10 protein-coding genes are annotated in these 12,903 nt (G+C 62.9%); 4 read left to right on the top strand and 6 right to left on the bottom strand.

All coding sequences use genetic code 11. The annotated features are described in order from the left end of the window. Positions 1-7: 7 nt before the first annotated feature. Entirely contained in the window at positions 8-508 is a 501-nt protein-coding gene (locus VIZ63_RS02515) for an ECF-type sigma factor (RefSeq protein WP_331607910.1), read from the bottom strand. A 325-nt stretch (positions 509-833) separates the two neighbouring features. After that, on the bottom strand, positions 834-1,397 hold the full coding sequence (locus tag VIZ63_RS02520; protein ID WP_331607911.1) for a hypothetical protein: 564 nt from the start codon (positions 1,395-1,397) through the stop codon (positions 834-836). 167 nt (positions 1,398-1,564) lie between these two features. On the opposite strand from VIZ63_RS02520, the gene VIZ63_RS02525 reads away from it, so the two are divergent. The 3 genes from VIZ63_RS02525 to VIZ63_RS02535 all read left to right on the top strand — a co-directional run bounded on the left by VIZ63_RS02525 (position 1,565) and on the right by VIZ63_RS02535 (position 5,706). Further along, entirely contained in the window at positions 1,565-2,707 is a 1,143-nt protein-coding gene (locus tag VIZ63_RS02525; RefSeq protein WP_331607912.1) for a metallophosphoesterase, read from the top strand. A 243-nt stretch (positions 2,708-2,950) separates the two neighbouring features. After that, a complete protein-coding gene (locus VIZ63_RS02530; protein WP_331607913.1) occupies positions 2,951-3,568 on the top strand; it encodes a GIY-YIG nuclease family protein in 618 nt (205 codons plus the stop codon). Between the two features lie 110 nt (positions 3,569-3,678). Then, on the top strand, positions 3,679-5,706 hold the full coding sequence (locus VIZ63_RS02535; RefSeq protein WP_331607914.1) for a M13 family metallopeptidase: 2,028 nt from the start codon (positions 3,679-3,681) through the stop codon (positions 5,704-5,706). Between the two features lie 15 nt (positions 5,707-5,721). On the opposite strand, the gene VIZ63_RS02540 is transcribed toward VIZ63_RS02535, so the two are convergent. The 4 genes from VIZ63_RS02540 to VIZ63_RS02555 all read right to left on the bottom strand — a co-directional run bounded on the left by VIZ63_RS02540 (position 5,722) and on the right by VIZ63_RS02555 (position 9,661). Beyond that, positions 5,722-5,877, bottom strand: coding sequence for a hypothetical protein (locus VIZ63_RS02540; protein ID WP_331607916.1), 156 nt, complete (start codon positions 5,875-5,877; stop codon positions 5,722-5,724). A gap of 204 nt (positions 5,878-6,081) precedes the next feature. Then, a complete protein-coding gene (locus tag VIZ63_RS02545) occupies positions 6,082-6,231 on the bottom strand; it encodes a hypothetical protein (RefSeq protein WP_331607917.1) in 150 nt (49 codons plus the stop codon). Positions 6,232-6,473: 242 nt separating this feature from the next. Continuing rightward, positions 6,474-9,026 (bottom strand): serine/threonine-protein kinase, encoded by a 2,553-nt coding sequence (locus VIZ63_RS02550; protein ID WP_331607918.1) that lies wholly within the window; start codon positions 9,024-9,026, stop codon positions 6,474-6,476. Beyond that, complete coding sequence (locus VIZ63_RS02555; RefSeq protein WP_331607919.1) at positions 9,023-9,661, bottom strand: sigma-70 family RNA polymerase sigma factor; 639 nt, start codon at positions 9,659-9,661, stop codon at positions 9,023-9,025. The genes VIZ63_RS02550 and VIZ63_RS02555 overlap by 4 nt, the downstream gene beginning before the upstream one ends. A gap of 430 nt (positions 9,662-10,091) precedes the next feature. Here VIZ63_RS02555 and VIZ63_RS02560 point away from each other — a divergent pair, with 430 nt between their 5' ends. Continuing rightward, positions 10,092-12,863: a TonB-dependent receptor gene (locus VIZ63_RS02560; protein ID WP_331607920.1), complete on the top strand. Its 2,772-nt coding sequence runs from the start codon at positions 10,092-10,094 to the stop codon at positions 12,861-12,863. Positions 12,864-12,903: the final 40 nt, after the last annotated feature.

Raw genomic sequence — 12,903 nt, forward strand, 5'->3', positions numbered from 1 at the left:
CGGCTGTTCATGTGCCGAGCTCCTTGTTGAGCCAGGCGCGGGCAAGGGTCCAGTCGCGTTTGACCGTGGCAGCGGAGATGCCGAGCGCTTCGGCGGTTTCATCGACGTTCATACCGCCGTAGAAACGACACTCGACGATGCGCGCATGTCGCTCGTTGAGCGCCATCAGGCGCTGCAGGGCTTCATCGAGCGCAATGAAATCGTCGGCACGTTCGTGCACGACCAGCAGCGCATCTGCTTCGAGAGATTCGACGGCTTTACCGCCACCACGCTTCTGGGTACGCCTGGCCACCGCATAGTCGATCAGCACCCGGCGCATAGCCTGTGCGGCCAGGGCAAGAAAGTGGGAACGGCTCTGCCACTGGATGCGGTTGAGTTTCGACAGCTCGAACCAGGCTTCATGTACCAGCGCCGTCGTGCAGAGGGTGTGCCCGAAGCGTTCGCCCCGCAGTTGCCGCCCGGCGATCCTGCGCAATTCCGCATACACGAGCGTGAACAACTCATCCATGGGCACCTCGATCCGATCTTAGTCCCTGCCTGAAAGGCGCTCAACGGCTCGCATCGCGGTAGGGCGAGCGGCAACGCTGCTAGAAGCCGTTTTTGTGGCGATTCGGGCTCATCTGAAATGGCGGCCGACTTGGTAGGTCCCGCGGGATTTCCTTCGATCACATGGAGGCCCTCGGCAAGGGGGCTGTTGGCAGGAAGGCTGACGTTCGTCAGCAGGGAAGATAAAGATCTCTCTTCCCTGCCGTCAGGCCTCCCTGCGCTAGCTTCCCTGCCGCAGGCCCCCTCGCCGACGCAGTCGGCCGCCATGTCTTCTTTTTTAACCGTCTTCAGAGAATCTTCAGCACCTTGTAGTTGTGTTCGCTGTCCCTGAACACCGCGGCCTTGGTGATGCTGTAGTACTTCGTCGGTGAGGCCACGCACAGGATCACGATGCCGGTGCCGTACTTCATCAGCTTCTTGTCCTTGATGCCGCGGATGAACGCAGGAATCAGGCCGAGGGTCGAGCACTCGTTGAAGAGTTCGAAGCCGCTCGTCTTCTTGAGCTTCAGCCACGCCTCCTTCTGCGGCATCTCGCCGTCGCCGTTCTTTTCGGTATCCACATGATTGACGGTGGCGATGCCACGGCCCTTGTAGATGCCCATGATGCAGCCGGTGAATTCACCCGAGATCACTTCGCCGCCGGCCATGGGTGTACTGGCATTCTCGCCGCGCTTGTACGGCAGGACACGGATCGGGTTCTGGCCCGAGTCGTCGGCAAAGAATTTGATCAGGTTGCGGGAGGTCAGGTGGTGCTCGTAGCTCCAGCTGCCGTCGAAGGCGTCCTGACCTTTGCTGATGAGATCGAAGAGGCCTTCGATGCGTACGCCTTGCTTCAGATAATCCTTGAGCATGGGATCTTGTTCTTCGCTGACCGCTGAGCTCGGACATTGTCGGTTGCATTGCGTCTGGCGTGAAGGGTTCGCCGGGGAATTCGCTCGCAGTCAGGTGTTTTGCCTTGAAACCGGCCGGCCGGGCCCGATACTGAACGGCCCTGCCTCCTGGAAAACACTCCCTTACAGTGCGCCCCAGCCGTTCGTTCCTGACTGCAATCGCCGTCCTGGTGCTGCTGCACTTCTATATAGGGAGTCGGTTGCTGCCGGACCTGGGGCTGACGCCGCTCGGCTGGGCGATTGGCGTCGCGGTCCTGGTCGCCTCCAGTCTGTTGATGCCCCTGGGCATGATGACCCGATCCATCGAGCGGCAATCGCTGGCGGACCGGGTCTCGTGGGCGGGCATGCTGATGATGGGATTCTTCTCGTCGCTGCTGGTGCTGACACTGTTGCGGGACATCACCTTACTGGTGTTCGCGCTGTTTGCGCCGCACCGGGCTGCCTCCGCCACCTATATTTCTGCGCTGCTCGTCGTCGCGCTGTCAGTGACCGCAACGGTCGTTGGCCTGGTGAATGCCCGTCGCCGTGCGCGCGTCGTCGATGTCGATGTGCCGATTGCCAACCTGCCCGCAGGACTGCACGGCTTTTCGATCGTGCAGATCAGCGACGTGCATGTCGGCCCGACCATCAAGCGCGGCTATGTCGATGCCATCGTGGACGCAGCCAACGCACTCGATGCGGACCTGATCGCGATTACGGGCGACCTGGTCGACGGCACCGTGCCGCAACTCGCGGCGGATGTGCAGCCGCTGGCGAAATTGACGGCGCGCCATGGCGTCTACTTCGTCACGGGCAATCACGAATATTATTCGGGCGAACCCGCCTGGACGCGTGAACTGCGACGTCTGGGCCTGAAAGTGCTGACGAACGAGCACGTGGTGGTCGCCCGAGGCGAAGCCGCACTTGTCGTCGCGGGTGTGACGGATTACAGCGCTCATCACTTCGATCCGCAGCAGCGCAGCGATCCGGCCGCCGCACTGATCGGTGCGCCTGCCAATGCGGCGGTCAGGATTCTTCTGGCGCATCAACCCCGCTCCGCAGCGGCCGCAGCGGATGCGGGCTTTGATCTGCAACTCTCCGGTCACACGCATGGCGGACAGTTCTGGCCGTGGAATCTGTTCGTCCCGCTGCAGCAGCCATTCACTGCCGGTTTGCACCGGCTGAACCAGCTCTGGATCTATGTCAGTCGCGGCACGGGTTACTGGGGGCCGCCGAAGAGATTCGGTGCGCCGTCGGAGATCACGCGTATTCGCCTGGTGGCGAAGCGCTGAGAGGAGTCTCCGGAGTGTCCGTTTTTTCCCTCGTGGATTCGACTTTGGTCGAACGGGTGCCGTGCGAGCTCTCGCTGTCGGAGGACCGCGCCGTTCTTACCCGCTAACATTGTCCAATGACAGCGTTTACTCGACGGCGCCTCACTGGAGCCGCGATCCTTTCTGCACTTGCCGGGGCCGCACGCTCTGCATTTGCGAGAGCGCCGTCGTTACCCGCCAACATCCCGACTGACGGTCCGTGAGATGGATCATCGCGACGTCATCTCAGGTCACAGCCTCGCCTGGTTCGTGTACCTGTTTGCGCTGACGGATTGCTCCGCGTTCAAAGTCGGGTTCTCGAACAATCCGCTGCAGCGGATCCACACCTTCAGTCCGCGCTACTTCGAACGGTTCGATCTGCATCAATCGCTGGTGCTGCGACTGGATTCGATCGATGCGGCGCGCGCGCTCGAAGCCGAACTCAAACAGGTACTGGCGCAGGCGTGTATCGATTGCCCGTCCTGGGTGCCGCGGGAAGCCGGCGGCTTTACGGAATGGTTCGGTGCGCCGCAGTTCGGACTGGCGGAAGAAAGACTGCGATCGATCGATGCGCTCGACGGCAACTTGCGACTCGCGACTGCAGCGGACTTCATCCGCAATGAGTTGATTCATTCGTCAGCAGCATTCGAGCAGTGGGCTTGCAGGCAGGCGCAGCTGGTGTGCGATGCCTTTGCCTATGCATCGGGAACTCGCCAGCCGTTCGAGGCGCTGCGGCCGTTACGCGACTGGCTCGACGCCTGCCGGTATCTGGGGATCCCGCTCTTTGCCGATGATCCACACGCGCGCGAGTTCGTGATGCAGACGAGTCGGCTCCCGGCCTGACTGTCCGCCAGGTGTCCGCCGCAATTGGAGCACTGTCTGTCGCGTCCGCTGGTCGCCGCCGTTGCGGCTCCGGCCTATAGTGTTCGTGCACTTCATTGGAGAAGGAATCGATGCGCAATCCTGTAACGACCTTCGCGGCCCTCGTGGTGTGTTCGATCCCGGCGGCTGTACTGGCGCAAGACCAGCTGCACGGCGTCGAGCTCGGTGACATCGACCGCAAGGCAGATGCCTGCGGCGACTTCTTCGAGTTCGCCAATGGCAAGTGGCGCGCGGAGAACCCGATTCCGGCATCGATGCCGCGCTGGAGTCGCCGCTGGGCGGCCGGCGAGGCATCCAAGGATCGCCTGCAGACGATCCTCGAAGCGACGGCTGCGACGAATGCGCCGCGTGGCAGTGTGGAACAGCTCACGGGTGACTTCTATGCGGGCTGCATGGATGAGGCGCGGGCGAACGAGCTTGGTGTGAAGCCGCTGCAACCGTTGCTGACACGGATCGAGCGCATGAAGACTGCACAGGATGTACAGCGGGTCATCGCCGAGCTGCAGAGCATTGGTGTCTATGCGCCGTTCGCGTTCCTGGGCGAATCCGACAATCACGAGCCGTCGAACGTCATCGCGCAGATCTATGCCGCGGGCCTCGGGATGCCGGATCGCGATTACTACGTGAAGGACGAGGACCGCTTCAAGGAAGCCCGCGTCAGGTATCTCGACCACGTCAGCAAGATGTTCGTGCTCGCAGGCGCGAACGAAAAGACGTCGCAGCAGGCAGCGCAGACCGTGCTGCGCATGGAAACCGAACTGGCCAGGGCGTCCCTGGAGAACGTGGCGCTGCGCGATCCGAGAGCGACGGATCACAAGATGAGTTTTTCGCAGCTGCAGCAGCTCACGCCACAGTTCGACTGGAAGGCCTTCTATGCGTCGATGGGTGTTGGCACCGCCGACCTGAACGTAACGCAGCCGAAGTTCATGGAAGAGATGAACCGGCAGCTGGCGGCTGCGCCGGTGACTGACTGGAAGACGTACCTCGAGTGGCAGCTGCTGTCTGCGGCGGCGCCTTCACTGTCGGATCCGCTGGCGCAGGAGACGTTTGCGTTCCGCGATGCGTACCTCGAGGGCGCGAAGGAACGAAAGCCACGTGCAAAACGCTGCGTCGAGACGACGGACAGCCTGCTGGGCGAGGCGCTGGGCAAGCTCTACGTCGAGAAATATTTTCCGCCCGCAGCCAAGGGTCGCATGCAGGAGATGGTGAAGAATCTGCGCCTGGCGATGAGCGAGACGATCGACGGTCTCGACTGGATGAGTGCGACGACCAAACAGAAAGCCTTGAAGAAGCTCGCAACGTTCGATCCAAAGATCGGCTATCCCGACAAGTGGAAGGACTACAGCGCGGTGCCGATCGACCGCAATGCGTACTGGGAGTCTGTCGTGGCCGCGCGGCAGTTCGGGGTTAAAGACAATCTCGACACGATCAACCAGCCGGTCGATCGTGGTCGCTGGGGCATGACGCCGCCGACTTCGGATGCGTACTACAACCCGCTGCTGAATGAGATCGTATTTCCTGCCGGCATCCTGCAGCCACCCGCGTTCAGCATGGATGCGATCGACGCCGTCAACTATGGCGCGATCGGCGTCGTCATCGGGCACGAGATCAGTCATGGATTCGACGATCAGGGCGCGCAATACGATGCCCAGGGACGTCTGAAGAACTGGTGGACCGACGAGGATCTGAAGAAATTCCAGGCACGCGGGGAGTGTGTCGTGAAGCAGTTCGACAACTACTTCATCGAACCCGGCATTCACCACAACGGCAAGCTGGTGCTGGGCGAGAGCATCGGCGACCTGGCAGGTGCCCGCATCGCCTATCGTGCCTTCAAGATTTCACAACGCGGCAAGCCGCCGGCCGGCGACGTCGATGGCTTCACTCAGGATCAGCAGTTCTTCATCGCCTGGGGACAGTTCCGCGGCGATGCGGCGCGACCGGAGTTCGCCCGCAAGATGGTGCAGGGCGATCCGCACCCGGTGGCGAAATATCGGGTCATCGGTCCGCTATCCAACTTGCCCGAGTTCCAGCAGGCGTTTGCCTGCAAGGCCGGTTCGCCGATGGTGAGGCCACCGGAACAGCATTGCGACGTCTGGTGACGACGTACGTCGCTGCTACGCCAGCTGCGTGATCGTCACGGAATAACCAGGATGCGCCGCGTGATTCGCGACATAGGCACCGCCAATGAGGCTGGTCACGACAATGGCGGCGGTCAGCGCCAGGCAAACAGTGCGCTGAACATTCCAGCTGATACTCGACAGGCCAAACATCGCAATCTCCAATCGTCTGTAGGCAGCGCAATGTATCGGCGGCGTGACAAGGTCAGTACTGACCAAGGGCGGGTCTGTTGCCTGTCGTAAGAAGAGGAATCGGATCATCAGAGGGAGATCTTCTTCAACTTCTAACTCCGTTCTCGCTCGGAGCCAAAGTCTGCCGGCGCGCCGTGATAGGCAACGCCGGCAGGGGGCGGGGGATTACGAGAGCTGCGTGACCGTCACGGCGTAGGCGTTGTGCGCTGCGTACTCGGTCGCGAATGCACCGAGGGACAGGCTGGCGCTGACGATGACAGCCGACAGCATCATGCAAATGGCGTTCTGAACTTTGCGGCTGGTGACGGTAAACATGGCGATCTCCTGATCTGTCTCTGCGATGACCGCGTTGTTGCGGGTTAGCGTTAGGACACGCCAGAGGCCTCCAGGGTTACAGCGGAATCAAAATTGCCGGTAAGCCGCAGCGGAATGCCGGCGAACGCGGCCGCTGAGCGGCGGGCTGGGCTCTGGGCGCTGGACTGCTGGCCAGAGAAGCACAGAGGCTCTGTTCCGATGCTGGCCAGCAGTCCAGCAGGCCAGCGCCCAGCAGCCCTCCGTCAGACCCGTCGCAATCGTCGCAACGATTCATTGCATGCATGCAGCGCGGCCTCTGCCGTGCGCAGGTGCTCCACAGCCTCTGCTGCGAGTACCGCATCGTCCTTCGCGACGTTGAATACCTGGGTGGACCGCTGCACGAGTGCATGCGCCTCGCTCCATAGGGTTTCCTGTCGATCGCGCGAGGCCTGTACCGCATCCGCCTGTGCCATGCGGAGCTTGCCGAGTTTCAGGTCATTGATGGCCATGAGGAATTGCGTGGTGTTGAGGCGCGTCGCGGCCGCACCCGACAGGCTCCCCAGCAGCGACTGCGCCTCGTCCAGGTACCGGGCCGCCTGGACGTGTTGGCCCTGCTCCTGGACGGACGCCGCCAGTTCGCCCAAAGCCCAGCCGAGTGTGAAACGCAGTTCTTCGCGCAACGGCTCCGAACCGGACAAGGCGCGCAGACGTTCGACGGCATCCGAACGTCTGAGCAGACCTTCCTGTGTGCGACCGGTGCGTGCCGCTATGTCGCCAAGATCCATGAGAACCAGCGCCGCCTCGTGCCGGAGATGCACATCGAGCGGGTACTCCTGGATCAGTGCTTCGAACAGCTCGAACGACCGCAAGTGCACAGGATAGGCCGGCTCGTAGCGGCCGCCGACCTTGGCCAGCAGATCGCCACGGCGACAGAGCGCATTGGCGAGACCGCGGCGAATATTGATCTGTGAGTTGCCGGCACCTATCTGCTGCTCGAAGATCCGTATGCCCCGATCCATCTCCTCCAGGCCCGCATCGAGTGCACCGTTCATCGCCTGAATGGTGCCGCGCACGACCAGTGCATTGGCGCCCAGGCGAATGTCTTCGGTCGTGACGTGTGGCCGTTGCGTGAGCGTGTGTGCCAGGTCGGCAGCTGCGTCGGCATATCGGAGCGCATCCCCGATCGAACGATTCGCCTGGCTGTATTGCGCCAGCTTCAACTCGATCAACAGCCGCTCGCGCAACAGCGCATCGTCGCGCACGCCCTGGGACCAGAGCGCTTCGCGCATGTCGCGGGATCTGCGCAGACTCACCAGCGCGGATTCGTTGTTCCCGAGGTTCGTGGCCATCACGTCTCCCTGCAGATCGCCGATGCGTTCATAGGCTCGTGCGAGGTCGCGCCGGACTTCGGGATCATCGGCTCGCTCCCTCGCCAGTTCATCCAGATAGCGCAGGGAGTGACCGATGATTTTTCCCCGGACGGGTAACGTGCCCGGCAGTGAGGTGATCGAATCATGCACGTCGAGCATGAAGGTCTGCGCCAGACCGCGTACGTCGTCGAAATGGCGTTGCGCGCGCTGGCGTTCGCGATCGGCCACATGCGCCTGCCAACTCGTGGCGACGATACCGATCACCAGTGACAGGCCGAACAGCATGCCCACGGCGACCAGGGCGCGATTGCGGCCGACGAATTTCTGCAGTCGATAGCGTCGACTTTCCGGCGCGGCCGCGATCGGAAAGCCGCCCAGGTGCCAGGCGATATCCTGCGACAGCAGCTCGACCGAGCCGTAGCGGCGTTCCGGGTCCTTGTGCAGCGCCTTGAGAACGATGTTGTCGAGATCGCCGCGCAACTGCGCGGATGAATAGGGAGCGGTCGTTTCCTCGAGCGCGAGACTCGGGCGGCGCGGCGGCTGTTCACAGATGTGCCGCGTCAGTTCGTAGTAGGCATCGGAATCCGGCTCGTAGGCCGGTTGCCCGGTCAGCAGCCGGTGCAACAGGATGCCGAGCGAATAAATATCGCTGGCAGTCGTGAGGGGCTCGCCACGAATCTGCTCGGGACTGGCGGACTCCGGCGTGAGCGCAATGGTGCAGGTGTGCGCGTGACAGGCACTGCCGTGCTCCGGATCGAGCAGTCGTGCGATCCCGAAGTCGAGCAGCTTCACGATGCCGTCTTCGTTGACCAGCACGTTGCTGCACTTGATGTCGCCGTGGACCATCAGGTGGCGATGTACATGATGCACAGCGTCGCAGAGCGTGCGGAAGAGCCGCAGCCGCGCAGCGAGGCCGAGGCGGCGGCGTTCGCAATACGCATCGATGGGTTCGCCGCGCACGTACTCCATGATCAGGTAGGGCACACCGTCCTCGGTGCTGGCGCCGTCGAGCAGGTGCGCAATGTTCGGATGACTGAGCCGGGCCAGGATCTGTCGTTCCGCGCGGAAGCGCCGCATCAGCCCGGCGGGATCGTGGCTGCGGTGGAGCAGCTTGATGGCGACTTCGTGTTCGAACTGTTCTTCGAGTCGGGCGGCACGGAACACGGCACTCATTCCACCGCGGCCGATCTCGTCGAGAATGCGATAACGGCCAACGATGCGTCCGGTCCAATCTGTCGCGGGCAGTGCGAGACTCGCGTGCTCCACCACCGGCGCATCGAGGAAGTCCGCGGGCCCATCGTGGGCGGCGATCAGCGAATGGACTTCGCGCTGGAGGGTCTCATCACCTGCGCATGCTCGCTGCAGCCAGCGCTCGCGGTGCTGCGGATCCTGCTCCAGCGCTGCGCAGAGCATGCCCTTCACGACTTGCCAGCGATCAGGCGTCATTGGGTGGCCCGTGTGAACTCGCGCCGCAGCCAGGCGCGGGCGGCTACCCATTCGCGTTTGACCGTCGCTTCGGAGATGTCCAGTGCCTGCGCGGTCTGTTCCACGGTGAGACCGCCGAAGTAGCGCATCTCCACCACCTGCGACTGACGCGCGTCGAACGTCTGCAGTCGCGACAGCAGATCATCGAGCGCAGTGATGTCCCCGCTGCGATCGGCGTCGAGCAACACGAAGGCAGGGTCGAAATCGACGGCTGGCAGATCAGCCTCCAGGCCATCACTGTGCAGGACGCGTTCCAGGGATTCGCCGGCGACCCGCACCGCATCGCCGCCGCGCTTGCGGCTCAGTCGCGCGCGTGCGTGATCCACGAGGATGCGTCTCATGACGGTCGAGGCGACGGCGAAGAAGTGAGCGCGGTCGCGGATATCGACCGACCGCAGTTTCACCAGTCGCATGAAAGCTTCGTTCACCAGCGCCGTTCCCTGCAGGGTGTGGCTTCTGCGCTCGCGCCGCACATGCTCACGCGCCATCGCGCGCAATTCCCGGTACAGCAGCGACATCAGGCTCGCGATTGCCGCGGTGTTGCCGTTGCGCCATTGCTGGAGCAGTTGCGTGACGCTCTGGGCAGGTGTGTCCATGGGCACTTGGTCAAGTTTGTGGTGGTGCCGGGTGCTGAGCGCGGGCTGCTGGGCGCTGGGTACTGGGCTGCTGGCCAGAGAGGACCAGAGGAGAACAGAGGTTTCTGCTCCTATTCTGGCCCGCAGCCCAGTACCCGGCAGCCCTCGTGAATGATCCCACGCAGCGCCGTCGCTTCACGGCGCATCCGTCGCGCGACGCAGTCGTTCTGTCTCAAAGCGTAAACGGGTCGCAAACCGGCTCAATCGATGGCTTCGAAAGAAAAATGAGCTGGTTCGCCTGCGATTGCCGCTGACCCAGGTATCGGCAACGCCAACCCGTGCCCTGCCACGCCCACGAAAACGACATGACAGGAAGTCCGGCATGGCGGTCGCGTGCTTGCCGCGCATCGGCTGGCGTACCGCTACACCAACATCAGGAGATCTTGACGGTATGAGCACGAACACCCTTTTGCTGCGGCGAGCGATTCACTGCGCGCTGCTCGCATGCGTCGGCGTGACGGGCGGTCCGCAGGCTTTCGCGCAGGACGCGTCGATCCAGGAGATCGTCGTGACGGGCTCGCGCATTCGTCGCGTCGACGACGAAACCGCATCGCCGGTGCAGGTCGTCGATCGCAAGGACATCGAGCGAACCGGCGCGACCAACATCGCCGATGTCATCCGCAGCGTGATCCAGGCCGATAACCAGGGATCGATTCCAACGGCAGCCACCGGCGGTTTCGCGGCCGGATCGGCAGGCATTTCGCTGCGCGGTCTCGGCGTGAATTCGACGCTCGTGCTCGTCAACGGCCGGCGCATGGCGAGCTACGGCCTGGCCGACGATGGCGTGCGTACATTCGTCGACCTGAACTCCATTCCGTTCGACGCCGTGGAACGCATCGAAGTGCTGAAGGATGGCGGTTCGGCGATCTATGGTTCCGATGCGGTGGCGGGCGTGGTGAACATCATCCTGCGCGACAAATTCGACGGACTGACGATCTCCGGCGAAACCGGCGTGACATCGCGCGGCGACGGCGACACGTACCGGTTGTCTGCGATGGGCGGCACGAGCAGCGAGCGTTTCAGCGGCTATGTCGCCGTGGAGGCGCTGAAGGAAGAAGCCATCGCGCAAGGGGATCGCGGCGGCTATCTCGGCACGAGCGATCTGCGCAGCATCGGCTTCTTCGACAACCGGCAGGGTGCGCGGGCGGCCGGCTTCGGTAACTTCTCGCCCGGCGTTCCCGCGTTCAGCGGGGTAACGCCATACGGATCGGTGCGCGTGCCCGGAGGCCAGCCCCAAGACCGCACCAATCTGCTGCCATGCCCGGAGGTTTCCGCCGACACCGGCGTGTGTGTCTTCGACACGATCGACTACATCCAGATCGCGCCGGAAGTCGAGCGGTTCAACGTGCTGGCGCGCGGCAGCCTGCAGTTCAGCGACACGCTGGAAGGCTATGCCGAACTCGGCTACTTCACTTCGCACGTGACCTCCGTTGGTACGCCGGGTGGCGTGAACGACAATGGCGTCTTCGACCCGGCCAATCCCGCCAGTCCGATCGTGCACACCACCGTGCTGCCCGCGGGGCATCCTGACAATCCGACCGGCGTCGCCCGCACGCTCAGTCTGCTCACGACCATGCTGGGCGGACGCAATGGCGAGCAGGAAACCGAAGTCTTCCGCGGCATCGTCGGCCTGACGGGCGAGATCGGCAGCGACTGGGAGTGGGACGCGGGTGTCGGCTATATCGACAATCGTCTCACCGACACCAGCACCGGTTACTTGCGTCACCCGGTATTGCAGGCGGCGCTGAACTCCGGTGAGTTCCGTATCAACCCGGCGCTGAACTCTCAGGCGCTGCTGGATCGGATTTCGCCCACGCTGGTGCGCGAACCGAGCAGTTCGGTGGCGATGGCAGATGGGCGTGTCTCAGGCTCGCTGCTCGATCTGCGCGGCGGTCGTCTGGGTGTGGCGGTGGGTGCGGAGTGGCGCAGCGAAAAAATCGACACGCCGCCGACGCCGTATACCGACACGGGCGAACTCGTTGGACTCGGATACTCCGCCTATTCGAAGGACCGCAAGGTGTACGCGGCGTACACCGAGGTGGATGCGCCGGTGACGTCCTGGCTCGGGCTCAATGCAGCGCTGCGCTTCGATCACTATGACGACTATGGCTCGTCGACCACGCCGAAGCTGGGAGTGACGCTCAAACCGTTCTCGCAGCTGTTGGTACGCGGCACCTACCAGGAAGCCTTTCGCGCGCCCGGTCCGGCCGAAAGCGGCGACAGCGCATCGTTTGGCTTCACCAATATCGGCATCCTCACCACCGGCAATCCTGATCTGAAGCCCGAAGAGGCGAAGGCGTACACGTTCGGTCTCGTCTATGAGCCGTTCCAGGGCACCAGCCTGTCTGTCGACTACTATCGTATCGATCGCGACAACGAGATCGTTTCAGCGGATCAGGCAGTGGTCGTGGGTGATCTGCCCGTCAACGGTGTGCCGGATTCGAGAATTCCCGGCCTCGTACCGAACTCATTCCTTTTCTACGACGAGTTCGGTGACCTGGCCACGATCGCTGCACCGTTCGTCAACGCCAACACGACCAACACCGATGGCTTCGACCTCGATCTGCGTCACCGCTTCGAGATGGGCCGCGCCGGCACGTTGACCGCGGCGCTCGTGTGGACCCATGTGCTCAGCTTCGAACGCCAGGTGCCGGGCAGTGATGCGCTGGAATACGCAGGCACGCACGGTCCTTATGTGCTGAGCGCCGCTGGCGGTACACCAGCGGATCGAGGCCGTCTGCAACTCACCTGGGACTACGGCGATCTCTCGCTCACCGGCGCGGTCAGCTATGTCAGCAGCATGGACATGATCGACCACGAAGGCGAAACGCTGGTCGACGTGGAAGACGGCACGTACACGACCACGACGGGCGAGGGCTACTACGTGGTGGCCGATCCGGCCGGCAAGGTCTGCGGCGTCTACAACCCGGACGGTTCAGTGCCGAACAATTGCAAAGTGGATTCGTTCACGTCCGTCGACCTGCGCGGCTCGTATACCTACGCCGAGGCGTGGGAGTTCAACGCCAGTATCAAGAACCTGCTGGATACCAAGGCGCCGTTCGATCCGTACACGTATGGAGGACTGAACTACAACCCTGTGTTCCACCAGCAGGGCGCGATCGGACGCAGCTTCAGCGTGGGTCTGAAGTATTCGTTCCAGTAAGTTCCTGCGAAGAGTGCCACCGGGCCGCTGCGGTACTGCC

Source organism: Povalibacter sp., from assembly GCF_036520495.1.
Taxonomy (GTDB): Bacteria; Pseudomonadota; Gammaproteobacteria; order Steroidobacterales; family Steroidobacteraceae; genus Steroidobacter.